Source organism: Phocaeicola salanitronis DSM 18170 (assembly GCF_000190575.1).
Lineage (GTDB): Bacteria > Bacteroidota > Bacteroidia > Bacteroidales > Bacteroidaceae > Phocaeicola > Phocaeicola salanitronis.
On the sequence record NC_015164.1, the window covers coordinates 3999535 to 4017346 of the forward strand.

Annotated in this window: 19 protein-coding genes; 18 read left to right on the forward strand and 1 reads right to left on the reverse strand. The window is 52.7% G+C overall.

Annotated elements, in window-relative coordinates:
* Positions 1-20: 20 nt before the first annotated feature.
* The gene (locus tag BACSA_RS17245) at positions 21-539 is read right to left on the reverse strand and encodes a hypothetical protein (protein WP_013619305.1); all 519 of its coding nucleotides are present in this window, start codon (positions 537-539) and stop codon (positions 21-23) included.
* 451 nt (positions 540-990) lie between these two features.
* Between BACSA_RS17245 and BACSA_RS17250 the strand changes: the two genes are divergently transcribed.
* The 18 genes from BACSA_RS17250 (at position 991) to BACSA_RS17335 (ending at position 17787) form a co-directional block, all read left to right on the forward strand.
* Positions 991-1422, forward strand: a complete 432-nt coding sequence (locus BACSA_RS17250; RefSeq protein WP_013619306.1) for a hypothetical protein — start codon at positions 991-993, stop codon at positions 1420-1422.
* 1 nt (position 1423) lies between these two features.
* Positions 1424-1744, forward strand: coding sequence for a DUF4134 family protein (locus tag BACSA_RS17255; RefSeq protein ID WP_301638875.1), 321 nt, complete (start codon positions 1424-1426; stop codon positions 1742-1744).
* A 51-nt stretch (positions 1745-1795) separates the two neighbouring features.
* Positions 1796-2164 carry a DUF4134 domain-containing protein gene (locus BACSA_RS17260; protein WP_041584103.1) on the forward strand — a complete coding sequence of 123 codons (369 nt, stop codon included), beginning with the start codon at positions 1796-1798 and terminating at the stop codon, positions 2162-2164.
* A gap of 3 nt (positions 2165-2167) precedes the next feature.
* Entirely contained in the window at positions 2168-2470 is a 303-nt protein-coding gene (locus BACSA_RS17265) for a DUF4133 domain-containing protein (protein WP_041584104.1), read from the forward strand.
* Positions 2471-2574: 104 nt separating this feature from the next.
* Complete coding sequence (locus tag BACSA_RS17270; protein ID WP_013619310.1) at positions 2575-4089, forward strand: hypothetical protein; 1515 nt, start codon at positions 2575-2577, stop codon at positions 4087-4089.
* 15 nt (positions 4090-4104) lie between these two features.
* Positions 4105-6825 carry a TraG/VirB4 family ATPase gene (locus tag BACSA_RS17275; RefSeq protein WP_013619311.1) on the forward strand — a complete coding sequence of 907 codons (2721 nt, stop codon included), beginning with the start codon at positions 4105-4107 and terminating at the stop codon, positions 6823-6825.
* Between the two features lie 33 nt (positions 6826-6858).
* Positions 6859-7209 (forward strand): hypothetical protein, encoded by a 351-nt coding sequence (locus BACSA_RS17280; RefSeq protein ID WP_013619312.1) that lies wholly within the window; start codon positions 6859-6861, stop codon positions 7207-7209.
* Between the two features lie 6 nt (positions 7210-7215).
* Positions 7216-9783 carry a hypothetical protein gene (locus tag BACSA_RS17285; RefSeq protein WP_013619313.1) on the forward strand — a complete coding sequence of 856 codons (2568 nt, stop codon included), beginning with the start codon at positions 7216-7218 and terminating at the stop codon, positions 9781-9783.
* Positions 9780-10526, forward strand: a complete 747-nt coding sequence (locus BACSA_RS17290; RefSeq protein ID WP_013619314.1) for a hypothetical protein — start codon at positions 9780-9782, stop codon at positions 10524-10526. Before BACSA_RS17285 ends, BACSA_RS17290 begins: the two co-directional genes overlap by 4 nt.
* A 61-nt stretch (positions 10527-10587) precedes the next feature.
* Positions 10588-11319, forward strand: coding sequence for a DUF5045 domain-containing protein (locus BACSA_RS17295; protein WP_013619315.1), 732 nt, complete (start codon positions 10588-10590; stop codon positions 11317-11319).
* A gap of 47 nt (positions 11320-11366) precedes the next feature.
* Positions 11367-12218, forward strand: a complete 852-nt coding sequence (locus BACSA_RS17300) for a phage antirepressor Ant (RefSeq protein ID WP_013619316.1) — start codon at positions 11367-11369, stop codon at positions 12216-12218.
* 4 nt (positions 12219-12222) lie between these two features.
* Positions 12223-13353: a membrane protein gene (locus tag BACSA_RS17305; RefSeq protein ID WP_013619317.1), complete on the forward strand. Its 1131-nt coding sequence runs from the start codon at positions 12223-12225 to the stop codon at positions 13351-13353.
* A 38-nt stretch (positions 13354-13391) separates the two neighbouring features.
* The gene (traK, locus tag BACSA_RS17310) at positions 13392-14006 is read left to right on the forward strand and encodes a conjugative transposon protein TraK (RefSeq protein WP_013619318.1); all 615 of its coding nucleotides are present in this window, start codon (positions 13392-13394) and stop codon (positions 14004-14006) included.
* A gap of 49 nt (positions 14007-14055) precedes the next feature.
* Positions 14056-14397, forward strand: a complete 342-nt coding sequence (locus BACSA_RS17315; protein WP_013619319.1) for a hypothetical protein — start codon at positions 14056-14058, stop codon at positions 14395-14397.
* On the forward strand, positions 14378-15616 hold the full coding sequence (gene traM, locus BACSA_RS17320; RefSeq protein ID WP_013619320.1) for a conjugative transposon protein TraM: 1239 nt from the start codon (positions 14378-14380) through the stop codon (positions 15614-15616). The genes BACSA_RS17315 and traM overlap by 20 nt, the downstream gene beginning before the upstream one ends.
* Before the next feature lie 33 nt (positions 15617-15649).
* Positions 15650-16495 carry a conjugative transposon protein TraN gene (traN, locus tag BACSA_RS17325; RefSeq protein ID WP_041584501.1) on the forward strand — a complete coding sequence of 282 codons (846 nt, stop codon included), beginning with the start codon at positions 15650-15652 and terminating at the stop codon, positions 16493-16495.
* A 4-nt stretch (positions 16496-16499) separates the two neighbouring features.
* Positions 16500-17042 carry a hypothetical protein gene (locus BACSA_RS17330; RefSeq protein ID WP_013619322.1) on the forward strand — a complete coding sequence of 181 codons (543 nt, stop codon included), beginning with the start codon at positions 16500-16502 and terminating at the stop codon, positions 17040-17042.
* A gap of 76 nt (positions 17043-17118) precedes the next feature.
* Complete coding sequence (locus BACSA_RS17335) at positions 17119-17787, forward strand: DUF1566 domain-containing protein (protein WP_013619323.1); 669 nt, start codon at positions 17119-17121, stop codon at positions 17785-17787.
* Positions 17788-17812 lie beyond the last annotated feature (25 nt).

The following is a 17812-nucleotide window of genomic DNA, read 5'->3' on the forward strand; positions in this document are numbered from 1 at the left end:
TCCTTCCTTGTTTTCAGTCCTTATGCCGGTTTACGCCACCTGACTTTCCAGCCGTAGACATCGGCAACGTAGGGATAGAGAGAATGTGTGAGCTTGCGGAAGCCTTTCTCGTCAATCTCAAGGTTGTAGATTTTGTCGGCTATCCGTTCGGCATCCTCCCGGCTTTTCGCCACCCGGTAAAGCACATAGTTCGTGCCGTCGTGGTGCGCCATGCGGCTGCGGATATTGTAGCCGTCACCATACCATTCCACGTCAAAACAGGATGAACGCAGTATGTCGGCGACGTTGCTGCCCAAGATTTTATAGCCCTGTCTGCGTCCGCGCCACAAGCCCAAGTCGCCAAACGCAATGATAACGCCGTCCACTTCTTTATTCAAGTTGAGCCGCTCGTCACTGAGCCAGCCGTTGACCACATCCTCCCATTCCTCATCCGTAACCACATAGCTGTCATCCTCCAAGAACTCGCGTTGGCAGTCTTGGTAATACTCCCGTGCCTCGTCGTCCATAAAGCTGTCGTTTGACCAAATAATCTGTTTCATCGTTTTGATAATTTAATGTTAGACTTCTTCTTCCTTCCCTGCCGTCGGGCTTTTACCCGTCCAAAGGGACTTGTTTTTACGTGCAAGAGCCAAGGCGGAAAGGAGGGAACGAATGCAAGGAGGAAGCTGGCCGCCCTCCCGGAACTGCGCCTTGCAGCTTCCCGACCGCCTTACCTTCGCACAGGAAAAACAACATCCGTGGACGGCTAATACGCTTCGTTGCCCATAGAAAATTTACTTCGTTGGTCAGGCAAGTATAACTGAACAGGCGTAGTAAGTATAACTGTCTTTAGCAAGGTTGTCAAAGTATGATTGAAAGTATGATTTCTCCGCGCGAAGAAAAATCAAGTTAAAACAGCACAGTATTTCAGTCTGAGGTTTCGCAAGACGGCTTTTCCATTATTCTTTTGCAGGCAAAACGAGATTGTAAACCTATAAACCAGACAAAGCAATGAGTCCATTTATGATATTTGCCTTCGTGCTGACAATAGCCTACGCTATTTATTATGCGGTGGTCATTGCCAAGGACTTGCAGGGCAAAAAAGGACGCACCAACTCTACCGAGGAGGTGTTTGACTTGGAAGGCATGGAGGAAGAGGAATCCGTGCAAGTCAGCGAATCAGGTGACAGCTTCCATGTGGGCAGTTCAGGAGATACGTCGGCCGACCCGATAAAAAGTGAGGAAGAAAATGCTGCCGGGCAGCCGACCGAAGAGCCACGGAGTGCAGCCGAAGAAAAAGCGGACCGCATCCAGTCGGCCCTGTATGAAGCCGAGATAACGAGCGAGAACGGCGTGACCGCTCCCGAACTCCACGAATTGTTGGAGGGCAGGCGGGAGACCCTGTTCAAAACCCCCATGAAGATAACAAGAAATGAGTTGTAAGATGCGCAGGTGGACAGGCTTGTTGTTTGGCGTGTGCACGGCTTTGCCAGCCTCGGCCAAATGCGGTGGCGTGGATTATAGCTGGGGTGCTGACGCATTGGCTCTTATGCATGATTACGTGGTGACCATGATGCTGTATGTGCTCTACCTGCTCTACGCCATTGCCGCCATCGTCGCCATCTATGCCAGCCTGCAAATCTACATCAAAATGAATACGAGGGAGGAAGGCATCACGAGGGAGATAATGATGGTAGTCGGTGCTTGCCTGTTCATCATCGGCGCATCCATCGTGTTCCCGGCGTTCTTCGGCTACCGGGTATGACAGGAAGAAACGAGACAATTCACATAGTGTTTAATTTTTAAGGTAAAAAGAATGTTTAAAGGAAAAATCAGAAAGTGGATGAAGGGACTTTGCCCTTCCGGGAGATTGAAAATGCTCTCTCTCATGCTGCTGGCAGGCACCACAGCAGCACTCGCCCAGAACGCCGCCGGCGACTATACGGCGGGCACCACCGCCCTCGGCACGGTGACGACCGAAATCGCCAAGTACGTGCCTTACGTGGTGAAGCTGTGTTACGCCATCGCCGGTGTCGTGGCCATCGTGGGAGCCATCAGCGTGTACATCAAGATGAACAACGAGGAGCAGGACGTCAAGAAGTCCATCATGATGATCGTGGGAGCTTGTATTTTCCTTGTGGCTGCGGCACAGGCACTCCCGTTGTTCTTCGGCATCACCAGCTAAGCCATGCCCGGAATGCACGGTGACACCCGTCCTTTGGAATACCCCATGTTCAAGGGGCTGCAACGGCCTCTTGAATTCATGGGGATTCAGGGAAGGTACATCTACTGGGCGGCAGGGGCCATCGGTGGTGCCATTGTCGGCTTCATCGTGGCTTACTGCCTCTCCGGTTTCCTTGCCGGGCTGATAGTCTTGGTGGCCGCACTTGGTTGCGGAGCGGCACTCATCCTGCTCAAACAGCGCAAGGGACTTCACAGCAAGAAGAACGACAAAGGTGTGTTTGTCTATGCCCGCTCCAAAGGGCTGTAAACGCCCATGCCAAGATTAAAGCGGCCTTGATGCGGGATATGATATTACTCCATAAAAACAGCAAATACGGAAATGATTAAAGAACCATACAAAACAACGAACGGATGCAAGTCTTTCTAATGATATGTATCGGGCTGCTGCTCGCCTCCTGCGGCGGAGAGAGGCAACCCAAGCCCACGGTTGCCGCCATCGAATCGGGCGAGAAAACACGCATGGAGTGGCAAAAAGCACGCAAACCAATTAAAGTCTGCATTGAGGGTATGGAGGCAACAACCCCTGCATGGCCCCACCTTGGCGTATATATGGACGTAAGCACTGCCATACCCGAAGAAAGGCAGGCATTAGCAGGAGCGATGTTCACCCGGAAGGGAGACGTGTATGTGTCGGCAAACCGTCATGCACTCACTTCCGACACGACGGCGACCGTCAGCGTTTGCTATCCTTTCCGAAAAGGACTAGGGACAAACGATACTCTCCGCCTGATCGCCCCGTTCGATGAAAACCTTTATGGAGTGGAAACCCGCCGCATCATCGGGACTACCATCCAACCGACATTCAGGCTGCAAAGTTCCATGGCATTGCTACGCATCGTCTGTGAGGGCGATGACCTGCGTGACCGGTTGGACGGCATCAACCTCATCGGGGATGACATCTATACTGAAGGTGGCTATCAGCCTTACACAGGCAGATGGCTCGATAAAAAAGCCAACGGCAGCCTACAAGCAGGAAGTACGGACTGCCTGCTGAACAACGGCAGGAAGCATGACCTTTACCTGATTCCGACCGAAACCGCCTGCTCCGTTACTATCATCATCCGCATCAACGGCAAAGACCATGTGTTGCGTACCATGTTGCCACCCTTAACGGCAGGAAGCATGACGCACCTCTCCATCCGCAAAGGCAACGAGGGCGTAGCCATCAACAGCAGTTGGGTGGAGCCGGAGCGTAGCCTGGCATATAAATTCCGGATGATGCCGGTTGATTCCGTGCAAACGGGGCATTACCTGCAAAGGGACGGGACGATACAGGCGAAGCGTGACACTCTTTCCATGGCCGTGGTCATGGAAACGGACGGCAAGCACGGCAAGGCGGTTGCCTTATCTGATTGTCCGGGATCGTTCGTATTCTCCGGAAACGGCGTTTCAAGCGGCAGGCGATTCCCGACCATTGACGGGAAACGAAAAGAAGGCATTATCAATCCGACCACCGGCATCGGCGAGGATGACAAGGTCATCTACAAGCCAGGAATGCCCTATTCGAGCGATTGCGCCTTGGGCTATACTGATGGGGCAACCCTCACGCAAGGACTGGTGGAAGCCGATGGACAAACCAAGCGAAATTCTCCTTTGGGCAGGCGAACCATGCTGCAAGAGACGGCACGGCATCCCGGCGGTTATGTGCCCTCACTCGGTGAATTGGCCAAGCTCTATTACCTGCTGGAATGTGCCAAGCCCTCCACGCTGAAAGGCCTGATACCCCCCTTGCAAGGCGAATACCTCACTTGCTCCGAAAGCGGCAAGGAGACCTTCTATCTGATGGACTTCTCCCACGGCATCGTGACCGGAAGGTTATCTAAGCGGTATACCCAGGCGAAACTACGACTTTTCTACCTATTCTAAAATGAAGAAGCCCCCATGACACTATACGTATTATTGACATTCACGGCACTTTTGGCGGGCATGGCCATCTCCGTCCGGGCATTCGGCACGGGCTGCAAGCGCAAACGTATGTTCCGGGAAATCTATTTCTCCATTGAGGACGTAGACGGCATCGGCATTCTCTACACCAAGACCGGGGAATACTCCGCCATCCTGCGCATCGAAAATCCGGTGCAGAAGTTCTCCGCTGACATCGACAGCTACTATGAATATACCCGTTTATTCACCGCCCTTGCCCAGACACTCGGCGAGGGCTATGCCCTGCACAAGCAGGACATCTTCACGAGGCAGGGCTTCGAGGAAACAGGCAACGGCAGACACGAGTTCCTGAGCGAATCCTATTTCCGCTATTTCAAAGACAGACAGTACACCGACAACCGCACCTACCTGACCGTGACGCAGGAGAACCGTAAGGGCAACCTGTTCTCCTATGATGACAAACGGTGGAAGGACTTCCTGGTGAAGATACGCAAGGTGAAAGACCAGTTGCGCGACGCAGGCATCCGTACCCAGTTCCTGGACAAGGCAGAAGCAAGTACTTACGTTGACCACTACTTCACGATGGACTTCTCAGACAAGCCCGTGGCGATGGACAGCTTCAAGGCGGGCGAGGAATGCGTGGAGATGGGCGGCAGGAAATGCAAGGTGTTTTCCATCGTCGATGTGGACAGCGCAGGATTGCCCTCGCTGGTACGCCCGTTCACCAACATCGAGGTAAACAACACCGAGATGCCCGTGGACTTGGTGTCGATGATAGACAGCATACCCGATGCACGGACGGTGGTTTACAACCAGATGATTTTCATGCCCGGCCAGAAAAAGGAGCTTGCCGCACTGGAAAAGAAGAAGAACCGCCATGCCAGCATCTCCAATCCATCGAACCTGATGGCCGTGGATGACATCAAGCGGGTGCAAGACACCGTAGCGAGGGAAAGCAAGCAACTGGTCTATATGCATTATAACCTCATGGTGTGCTGTGACAAGGGGATCGACCTGCAGAAGCCCACCAACTACTTGGAGAACAGCTTCGGCAGGCTCGGCATCCACATCAGCAAGCGGGCGTACAACCAGCTGGAACTGTTCGTCAATTCGTTCCCCGGCAACTGCTACGGCATGAGCGTGGACTACGACCGTTTCCTGACCCTCGGCGATGCAGCCGCCTGCCTGATGTACAAGGAACACATCCAGCACAGCGAGGACACCCCGCTGAAGATATACTACACAGACCGGCAAGGCGTGCCCGTGGCCATCGACATTACTGGCAAGGAAGGGCGCAATAAGCTGACAGACAACTCCAACTTCTTTTGTCTGGGGCCAAGCGGAAGCGGCAAGTCGTTCCATATCAATAGCGTGGTGCGCCAGCTTGCCGAGCAAAACACCGACGTAGTGATGGTCGATACGGGTAACTCCTACGAGGGCTTATGCGAGTACCTGAACGGCAAGTACATCAGTTATACGGAGGAGAAGCCGATTACCATGAACCCGTTCCGCATCAACCGCCAAGAGCTGAATGTGGAGAAGACCGGCTTCCTGAAAAACCTTGTGCTGCTGATATGGAAAGGTTCCCAGGGTACGGTCAGTAAGACCGAGGACAGGCTCATCGACCAGGTGATTACCGAATACTACGACGTTTATTTCAACGGTTTTGACGGCTTTACCCCTCCCCAACGGGAAGACCTGCGCAAGAGCCTGCTGGTGGACGACCGCAACAATGCCCGTGGCGGCAGGGAAACGGAAGAGGAACGGCAGGCCCGCATCGAAAGGGAGATTGACGAGATAGAACGCCGCCGCAAGGAGCTGAAGGTGGAGGGCCTTTCGTTCAACACGTTTTACGAATACTCCGTGCAACGCATCCCCGACATCTGCCACGAGAACAACCTTGCGGGCATCGACCTCTCCACCTACCGTTACATGATGAAGGACTTTTACCGGGGCGGCAACCACGACAAAACGCTAAATGAGGAAATGGACGGCACCCTGTTCGATGAAACTTTCATCGTCTTCGAAATCGATGCGATAAAAGATGACCCGTTGCTTTTCCCCATCGTGACACTGATTATCATGGACGTGTTCCTGCAGAAGATGCGCCTGAAAAAGAACCGCAAAGTCTTGGTGATTGAGGAAGCGTGGAAAGCCATCGCCTCTCCGCTGATGGCCGAGTACATCAAGTTCATGTACAAGACCGCCCGCAAGTTCTGGGCAAGCGTTGGCGTGGTGACGCAGGAGATACAGGACATCATCGGGTCGGAAATCGTGAAGGAGGCCATCATCAACAACTCCGATGTGGTGATGCTGCTCGACCAAAGCAAGTTCCGGGAGCGGTTCGACGGCATTAAGGCGATACTCGGCCTGACCGATGTGGAGTGCAAGAAGATATTCACCATCAACCGCTTGGAAAACAAGGAGGGGCGCTCGTTCTTCCGGGAGGTGTTCATACGTCGTGGCACGGCCAGCGAGGTGTACGGCGTGGAAGAACCGAGGGAATGCTACATGACCTACACTACGGAGCGGGCTGAAAAGGAAGCCCTGAAACTTTACAAGCGGGAATTGGGATGCAGCCATCAGGAGGCCATTGAAGCCTATTGCCGTGATTGGCAACTTTCGGGCATCGACAAGTCCTTGGCGTTCGCCCAGGAGGTGAACAAGGCAGGCCGTGTGCTGCATCTGGAACGGAACCGTCGGAAAACCATTCAGTAATCACACAATAATCATCTACAAATAATCGACATTATGGAAGCAGAAAAATTCATCCACGACTTTTGGAAGGCCAACGAAATCAGCAACTTCTCGAAAGAGGCCACCGTGTTGTTCTTCTACCTCATTTATGTGTGGGAGAACGAGAAGAAACCTGACGTGTTCTATGTGCATCCTGCCAGCCTGCTGTGCAAAGTAAGGGGATTCAGCGTAAAGGGAGTGTTGACTGCCAGTGAGGAATTGCAGGAACGCGGCTACATCACCTACAAAGCCCCCGACCAGCAATGGTGTTCCGGGGAGTATTCGCTTTGCCTTGACCGGGACATGAAAACAGGGAAGAATGAAAATCCGGGCAACAACCCGAACAATACAAACATCAAGCCCTGATAATCTATGAAAAGACTTCTTGTCCTATTGGTATGCGCCTGTGCTTCCGTCCTTTTGGCGGAAGCACAGTACGTGCGTGTCAACTACGACAAGAAGACCGTGGCGGCGATGGCGGCAGCCTATGCCACGGAAACGGCCACGGAAGCCTATTATACCGAGCAGGTGAAGGACATACTCGACAAATACAACGCGGCGGAAGTGGCCGCGGCGGGTATCTTCCTGTCAAAATACCTCGACCGTAAGGCATTGACGGAACTGGGCATCTGGAGCGACGGGACAGAGAACTACTATTACCGCCGCATCTATAACCTCGTAAGTGCGAAGATTATGCCGAAAATCTGGACGGTGGCAGGCCAGATGCTCCATTCCCCGCAGACAGCCCTGTATTGGGGCAGTTACCTGATGAAAGTCTGCGCCGAGGTAAAGGCCCTCTGTATGCAATTTGAATCGGTGGTGACGAACGGCACATTGTCGTTCCGGGACGTAGTGTTCCTGGAAATCGCCCCGCAGTTTGCCCCATTGTTCAAACTGTCGGAAAGCGGCGGCATCAACTGGGATGCCTTCTTCGACGATCTGGGCAATATCCGGCACAATTTCACCAAGGAAAACCTGAAAACGGACATTGACAACCTGTATAACATGGGGGTGGGACTGGCTCAGGCCGGGGCGGACAATTTTTCGGATGCCATTCTGGGCGGGAGCAGTTTTCATGACCTGCTGAACGGGAAGATAAGCGACATTGCACGAGTGGCCGGGAATGCTTACGACCTGTACGGACAAATGGAACATTCCGTGGGCAATACGCTGCTCTCGATGGTCGGAGGACCGGAGGGAGTGGCCAACCTGTTCCAGACCGGCAACTACAACCTGACTTCGTGGATAAGCGACTACCTGAAAGAAGCGGCCGGGCAATACTACACCCAACGGTGGTACATTTACCGCAGGGATGCCGGCACGGAAACCCTGTGCGACTACACGCCGCCCACGGACGACAACAGCATAATTTACGGCGGAGAGTGGACGCGCTTCAACACTTCCGATGCCGGATTCTATCCTAACAACGCACAGACCGAGCAGATACTCAGCAATTCGGAACGGTATGCCGGCTGGTCGAGGGCGCAGGTGGAGCAGATGAACCGGGCGAATGACGGCTATACCTACGGCATCAGCTATTATCGCTCCGCTTACAACATCAACCGGGGCAGCAAACTGATACAGAAGGCATACGCTTACAGCATAAAAGTAACCAGAAGCTGGAACCACGAGGAAGTGGTGTATGAAGACGTGTTCGATTCCTACAAGATGGATTTGAATACCTTCAAGGCGCAACTTAACGCCCGATTGTCGGAGTTCAACGACAACGAGGAGGGCCATGTGTATGTTATCGGCTACGATGCCAAGCACTATTACCAGGCCACGGACGAAGCTAGGCTACAAGGTTGCGAGAGCGTGATCGTCAGCGTGACCTGCCATGACGGGGTGACATTGGGCAGCGGAAGCACCCAATACAAGTGCCGCACCTGCGGCGGTAGTCTGAACAGCCACTCCAAGAACTGCGCCATGCAGACTACCGTGTCCGGGGATGACGAACTGGATTTGTCCGGTCTGGACGAACTGGAAAACGAATACAATGCGGAAGCGGCGGCCTTGCAGTCGCAGATAGATGCCTTGGAAGCCGAGAACGCCGAGTTGGTGAAACAAATCGCATCGGCCACGGTGGAAGAAGCAGCCTCCTTGCGGCAACAGTACAACCGCAACAAAGATGAAATCACCCGGCTGGAATCCGACCTGTCCTCTATCCGGAAGAAGCAGGAGGAGCTGGCGCAAGCCAAGGAGGAAGCGGCGGCAGAGAACGACGTGCCTACGGACGACTATTACCGCATCCCGGCCATCATGCAGGAGTGCAAGAACGCTTATAGCCTGACGTGGCAGGGTGACGGCTGGTGGAGCGGCTACAGTTACCTGCGGGAAGCCACCGCCCCGAACATTAACGGAACCATCACCTTCAAGGCAACCCTTTCCATTGCCCGCAAGCCCAAGTATTTCCTCGGCATCAAGATACACCGTGCCATCATGCAGATAAACTGGGAACTGACGGCGGAGTATTCGGACACGGAAGTGGTGGACATCATCGAACTTGACCCTGCCATGAGCGAGTCAGAAAAGGCGACATTGGTCAATGGCCGCCTGTCGGAGATTGCCCGGCAATACCCTTCGTGCGAAATCACCACGGAATATGTGAAATCGGAACCGGTGGAGGAAGACACGACCACGGACACCTACCACCTGCTGTGGGCATCCGACCGGCTGGAAATCGCCCGTCAGGTGGAAGCCCGGCTGACAAACATCTACGCCGACCTCGTTGCCTTGGAGAAGATGATGAACTACAAGCTCGGCATCATTGACGTGCTGAAGGACGTCGCGCCTTTTGTCAACGAGGAGCGGGGACGCAGGCTTACTCTGGTGGAGGAATGCCGACGCAGATGGTTGCGTGGCGCGGCGAACAGCCTGCACTCGGTGGATTACAACGGGAAATACGAGGAAACGGATGAAAATAGGGAGGAAACGGAATGAAGCTGGCTATAAGAAATATCAGGCATATCATCCTTCTGATGATGGTGACGGCGTTTTCGTTGGAGATGTCGGCACAATGGAACTTTGACATCGTTTCAGTGGAAGCCTATATAAATGACCACAAACAACAGCGAAGCCTGTTACTGGCCCGTTCGACACTGGAACTGAGCAACCAACTCCTGCACGAATACAGCAGCGAAGCGGCGGTGAACTTCAAGGAACTGAACGTGGATTTGGACAAGTACACAAGGGCTTTTGATGTCATTGACATCCTCTACCAGTCGCTGCGTACCTCGCTCAACGTATATTCCACCTACAATAGCGTGAGCGACCGAGTCGGGGACTACAAGGATTTACTAAATGACTATTATACAAAAGTGGTGGAGCGGAACAGGATGGAACTGCATGACACACTGATTATCGGCATCAGCCTAAGGTGCGTGGAAAGGATTGCGGAAGACGGCAAGCAACTCTACCGCTCAATGAGCGACTTGGTATTGTATGCCACCGGTGCGGCGGCTTGCTCCACCTCGGACTTGCTGCTGGTATTGGAAAGCATCAACCAAGGACTGGACAACATCGAGCGGCATTTGAACAAAGCCTACTTTGAAACATGGCGGTATATCCAACTCCGCATGGGGTATTGGAAAGAAAGCATTTATCTGGCCAAGGACAAGTCGCAGATAGCGAACGAGGCTTTCCGGCGGTGGAGGGATTCCGGGCTGAATCCGTATAACCGATGAAAGGGAATGGAGGCATGGAAACGAAAACAAGATGCGAGAAACCAAATACGAGAAAATTGAAATGAAACGAGCGGTATATATAATAATAGGTATTGGGGCGGCTATGTTCGGCCTTGCACCCAAGGCACTTGCCCAAAGCGTAACCTACAACCACGATGCTGCCAAGATAAACCAGATAACGGTGGCTGAAATCGGGTCGGGAGGATTGACACCGACATTTTATTACCAACTGCTGCATAACTCCTATCAAAAGAGCGCGGCGGCAAAGAACAAATTGGGCTTCCGCACGGCGGCGGGTATCAACCTGTACAACCAGGTTGACGATGCCGAGGCATTGGATTCCGCCATGACCCAACGTGCCCGGATTGAGGCGTTGAACGTGGCCGACCGAAGCGGCGGTGCATTGGACATGGCCTGGTTGACCGAGGGCGAAAAGGTCAATGCTGCCTTGGAGAACTTCGAGCGGAATATACGGCGGATTACGGAAGCCGGGGGCAGCAGTCGTGAGCGGGAGCTTTGGGAGGATTGCTACCGGATGTACCAATGTGCAGTCAAGGCGATGCAGAATGCCTATATGCCCAATTCGGAGCGCAAGAAACAGTACCTCCGCATCCATGCTGACATTATCCGCAAGGATGAAACCTTGGTGCGCTACTTGGTGCGGTTGGCCAGCTCCACCAAAGTCGCCGAACTGTTGGAGGCTTCGGCAACCATAGAAGACCGCCGGACGCAAATAGCTATGGCGGCAATGAACCGATGGCGGGAGGCCGGCTGGCGGGCAAAGGGGAATTAAACCGATGGCAGGGATAAGAAGATTCAATAACCAATACATATAAGACAATGAGCAAGGATAACGCGATTCAGGTGTTTAGCCACCCACAGTTCGGGAGCATCAACACCGTAGAAACGGAGAATGGGAAAGTGTTGTTCAAAGGAAACGATGTGGCAAGGGCATTGGGGTATTCAGATGCCCCACAAGCTGTCCGAATGCATTGCAAGGGGGTTGTTGTTTTAACAACCCCCTCTGAAAACCAGTATGGTACGGTGGTTATGTTGCCCACCAAGTACATTCCGGAAGCGGATGTTTACCGCTTGGTGATGCGTAGCAAACTGCCCGAAGCGGAGAAGTTTCAGGATTGGGTATGCGAGGAAGTATTGCCGAGCATCCGCAAGCACGGGGGCTATCTGACCGATGCCGCCTTGCAACGGGTCGTGACCGAGCCGGACTTCCTGATAGGTTTGGCCAATGCCATCAAGGAGGAACGGAAGAACCGCCTGGAAGTGGAAGCCAAGTATGAGGAGCAAAAGCAGTTGATTGGCAAACAACAGGAGCAGATAGAGGAACTGGGCAAGCGGACAAGCTACGTGGAACTCGTGCTGCAATGTAAAGGACTACTTGACATTACACAAATTGCGCAAGACTATGGAATGTCGGGGAGAAAGATGAATGCCATCCTGCACGAGAAAGGCATCCAGTACAAGGACAACAAGCAATGGATTTTGTATGCCGCCTACAAGGACAAGGGCTATGTGCATAGCGCCACACTTTCCTTGGAGAGCGGCAAATCGGTGATGCGCACCCAATGGACGCAGAAAGGACGGATGTTCATTTATGAAAAACTGAAAGCGGACGGCATCCTGCCGGTGATGGAACGGGAGCAATCCCCAATAGATAACGAAATGACAGCATAGCGACATGGGCGACGATATACTTTCGGATTTCGGCATCCACCTCTTGGAAGAGGAGATTGACGATGTGATATTCCAGACCAACGAATTCCTGACAGATGCCACCTTTACGGGGGCTCAGGGACCCTTTTGGTGGATCTTGCAGATGTGCATGGCATTGGCTGCCCTGTTCGCCATCATCATGGCGGCGGGCATGGCGTACAAGATGATGGTGAAGAAAGAACCATTGGACGTGATGAAACTGTTCAAGCCGTTGGCGGTGGCGGTCATCATGTCGTGGTGGTATCCGCCCGCCGACACGGGTATTACCAACAGCGGGAGCAGTTGGTGCGTATTGGACTTCCTGTCCTATATCCCCAATGCCATCGGCTCGTACACACACGACCTCTACCAAGCGGAAGCCTTGCAGATTACGGACAAATTCGAGGAAGTGCAGCAACTCATTTATGTGCGTGATACCATGTACACCAGCCTTCAGGCACAAGCCGACATTGCCCGTTCGGGCACGATGGACCCGGCGTTGGTGGAATCAACTATGGAACAGACCGGTGTCGAAGAAGTGACGGAAATGGAGAAAGATGCCAGCCGCCTGTGGTTCACCTCCTTGGTGAGCGGGGCGACCGTCTGTCTGGATAAAATCGTGATGGTCATCGCCTTGATTGTATATAGAATCGGTTGGTGGGCGACAATCTATTGTCAGCAAATATTACTTGGAATGCTGACGATATTCGGCCCGATACAATGGGCTTTCAGCCTGCTACCCAAATGGGAAGGGGCTTGGGCGAAATGGATGACAAGGTACTTAACGGTACATTTTTATGGCGCAATGTTGTACTTTGTGGGCTTCTATGTACTGCTTCTGTTTGACATCGTGTTATGCATTCAGGTGGAGAACCTGACGGCGATAACCGCCAGCGAGACAACGATGGCGGCATACTTGCAAAACTCGTTCTTCTCGGCGGGCTACCTGATGGCGGCCAGCATCGTGGCATTGAAATGCCTGAACCTTGTACCAGACCTTGCGGCATGGATGATACCGGAGGGTGACACGGCATTCAGCACGAGAAACTTCGGTGAGGGCGTGGCGCAACAGGCGAAAATGTCGGCCACCGGGGCTATGCACTCGTTGATGAGATAAAAGAAGAATAATGAACGACGATTATAACTGTTAAGATTATGGTCATAAAAAACTTAGAGAACAAAATCAAACTGGTGGGGATTGTCTGTGTGGCGGTCATCGTGGGATGCGTGGTCATCAGTTTGTCGAGCATTTGGACGGCAAGGGGCATGGTAGCAGATGCACAGCAGAAAATCTATGTGCTGGACGGCAATGTGCCGATACTGGTGCAGCGCACCTCAATGGAAGAAACGCTCGATGTAGAAGCCCGCAGCCATGTCGAAATGTTCCACCACTACTTCTTCACCCTTGCACCGGACGACAAGTATATCCAGTACACGATGGAGAAGGCGATGTATTTAGTGGATGAAACGGGATTGGCCCAGTACAACACTTTGAAGGAAAAAGGATTCTACAACAACATCATGGGTACGAGTGCCGTGTTCAGCATTTTCTGCGACAGCATCAAATTCGATAAGGAAAAGATGGAGTTTACCTATTATGGACGGCAGCGCATTGAGCGGCGCACCAGCATCCTGATGCGTGAATTGGTGACAGCCGGACAACTGAAACGTGTGCCCCGGACGGACAACAACCCGCATGGGCTGCTGATTGTGAATTGGCGTACCTTGCTCAACAAAGACATTGAGCAACGGGCGAAGAACAACTACTAACCAATTGACAATTAACAATTGATAATTCAAATTCAAAAACATAACGATTATGGGATGGAAGAAACTGATTTTCGGGGAGAAGATGCCTGACAAGGATGACCCGAAGTATGAGAAACGGTATAAGAAGGAAGTGGAGGCAGGACGGAAAGCCGCACGTTTCCTGCGGATAGACAAGATGGCAGGGTGTGCGCAACGCTTTGCCTGCAAGCATCCGAAGTGGTTTCTCGGTATCGTGTTCGGCATCGTATTGGGATGCCTGGCACTTAATGTGTATCGCATGGTATCGGTATGCATATTACCGGACAATGGCAGGCACGTCACGGCCACCGAACGGCAGGAGATTCTTTTGAAACAAAAACAACCTATGAACCATGATGACGGACAGGATTAACTTCAGACAACCCAAGTACGTGTTGCCGGCCATCCTCTACCCTTTGTTGCTGGTGACGGGGTATTTAGTGTTTGACATATTCGACACGGAGGTAGCAGAATCGCCCACTTCCCTACAAACCACCGAGTACCTGAACCCGGAATTGCCGGAGGCGCAGATGCGTGATGACGGTATCGGAGGCAAGTATGAGAGCATGGTTAAGTCCTACGGCCGGATACAGGACTATTCCGCTGTAGAAAACATTGAACGGAACAACAATGAAACAGAGAAAGAAGATTACGATTCCCGCTATACCGATGAAGACCTTGCCCTGCTCGATTCGGAAGCAGCCGCAAGGTCGGAGGAACTGGAACGTTTGCGTGAGATGCAGGAACGCCTGCGGCAAAGCGCCGAAAGAGGCGAAGCGATGGTGGCGGACACCACCGGGGTGCAACCGTTGAGCGAAGAAGAACGCCTAGCGCGAAGCGAGCAACGGCGCAAGGAGGCCTTGGCGGAGTTGGACAAGGCACTGGCAGAAGCCAGAAAGCAAGGGCAAAAAGGATTGCAGGACGTGGACAGCACGGACACGGAGAACCTCGCCCCCACTGGCAGTGTCGCCATAGGCGGCAAGGTGGAAATCAACGAAAATGCCGTGAACGAGCTTGCCGAGAATGCCGAGAACGAGCAAGTGGTAAAAAAAGTGAAGACCTCTTCGGACTACTTCAACACCTTGGCCGAAAACGAACCGGGCCCCCGCTTGATAAAGGCCATCATCGACGAGGACATCAAGGCGGTGGAAGGCTCGCGGGTGCGCTTGCGTCTGTTGGACGATGTGGAGATAGACGGCAAGGTGGTGTCCAAAGGATCGTACCTCTATGCCACGATGAGCGGCTTCGGCAGCCAGCGCGTGAAAGGGAGCATCAAGAGCTTGCTGGTGGAGGACGAATTGGTGAAGGTGAACCTCTCGCTTTACGACACGGATGGGTTGGAGGGGCTTTATGTACCCGGTAGTTCCTTCAGGGAAACCACGCAGGATGTGGCATCCAACGCCCTCGGCAGCACGATGAGCATTAACAACGGAAATACCGGGAACACCTTTGCCCAATGGGGAATGCAGGCCATACAGAACGCCTACCAGCGCACGAGCAACGCCTTGTCAAAGGCCGTGCGCAAGAACAAGGCGAAGCTGAAATACGGCACGTTCGTCTATCTGGTGAACGGCAGGGAAAAAAGGAACTGACAATATGCAATGTAAACAACAATCATCATGACAATGAAACTGACAATAAGAGGAATTCTGGCCGTTGCAGTCCTGTTTGCCGGAAGCACGACCAAGGCACAACAGACCTACAATGAAATGGAACAACTGACGGTGAACGAACAGGTGACGACTGTCATCACCGCCACCGAACCCATCCGCTTCGTGGATATTTCCACGGACAAGATAGCGGGTGACCAACCGATAAACAACACCATACGCCTGAAACCCAAGGAAGCGGGACATGGGGACGGCGAGGTACTTGCCATCGTCACCATCGTGACGGAACGCTATCGCACGCAATACGCTCTGCTTTACACGACCCGCTTGCAGGAAGCCGTGACGGATAAGGAGGTACAACCCATCGAAATGACAGCATACCATAACCCGGCAGTTTCGCTTTCCACCGAGGATATGTACCGCTTTGCCCGTCAGGTGTGGTTGTCGCCTGCCCGTTACCGTAACGTGAGCCACAGGCAACACCGTATGACCATGCGCCTGAACAATATCTATGCCGTGGGCGACTACTTCTTTCTCGACTTCTCGATAGATAACCACACGAACATCCGTTTTGATATTGATGAAATCCGCGTAAAACTGGCCGACAAGAAGGTGTCGAAAGCCACCAACTCGCAGGTTATTGAGCTGGTGCCGGAAATGGAGTTGGAACAGCGGACATCGTTTCTGCACGGCTACCGTAATGTGCTGGTCATTAAGAAGATGACCTTTCCCAACGATAAGGTACTGACCATAGAGGTGAGCGAGAAGCAGATTTCGGGGCGTACCATCGCCTTGAACATCGACTATGAGGACGTGCTTTGCGCGGACAGTTTTAATGAGGCTTTATTACAGGAGGAGTAAGGAAATGAAGAATGTAGAATTAATAATGAAGAATTTGACTGTGCCAAAGGGGTTGGTCATACTGGCATTCATGTTGGTAGCCACTTTGCCGGGTTTTGCCGATGACCGGCAAGGACGCATCCAAATCGGTACTGGCCTGCTGTATGAGAGAGGGTTGGACTGGACGGTGGGTTATGAGTTTGAAACAAACTACCATCATGCGTGGGAGTTCTTCGGGAATGTCTATCTGAAATGGGACAAATGTGAGGATTGTGGCCATGTTTGCCCCGAATCGTTTTGGAACCACTACAACACATGGGGCGTGGGCGCGGCCTACAAACCTTGCGTGTTCCGTAGCCGTAACCACCACGGCAACTTGCGCTTGGGCGGGTCACTGGGTTCGGACAGGGACAAGGTGCTGGGCGGCATCCATGTGGGGTACGAACACAGCTATGCGTTGCGCAAGGGCTGGAAGCTGTTTTGGCAGGCCAAGTGCGATCTGATGATAAAAGGGGAAGATTTGTTTCGGACAGGCATTGTCATCGGCGTGAAGATACCGACAAAATGAAGAATTAAGAATGAAGAATCTGGCACGTGAAGCAGACAAATTTTACGGAATATATAATTAAGGTATGAAAGGAAAGATGAACAAGATAGGAAAAGCGTGGGCGGCAGTAGTGCTAATGCTGGTTGCCGTCCTTGTGGGCTGTGACGGGCATCACGACCCGTTGGACACCTCGATGAAAGTAGGACATATACTTTGCACGGACGGCAAGACACGAAGCTACGAAGATTATGCGGCTTCCGGCAAGGAAGCCATAGCCGTGGTGTTCCATGTGAACCACGATGAAGAAATAAATGGCACAGGCTATGCGGTCTATCTGCATGACCTTACCCCGGAAGCCTTTGCCGACAGTTTGGGCATTGCGCAAGGAACGTCTGCCGACTTGACGGCTTACGATGGAAACGAGAATACCTTTGCCTTGTATGACACAGACGATGTTTCTTCGCCTATGGCCATGCAGGTGTTTGATATGTGGCGGTACGGGCAGAGTGCCTACGTACCTTCGGTGGCGCAGATGCGGTTGCTCTATGCCGCCAAGGAGTTTGTAAATCCCTACATAGAGGCTTGCGGCGGCGACCCGCTGCCGAACGAAGCCGATGGATGTTGGTATTGGACGAGTACCGAAGTGGAGGGGCAGGAAACCGCCAAAGCTTGGCTGTTCTCGATGGGGAGCGGTGCCATACAGGAAACGCCCAAACTGCAAGGGCACAAGGTGAGGGCGATAGTCACTCTGTATAATGAAGAATGATGAATGAATAATTAAGAATTAAGGA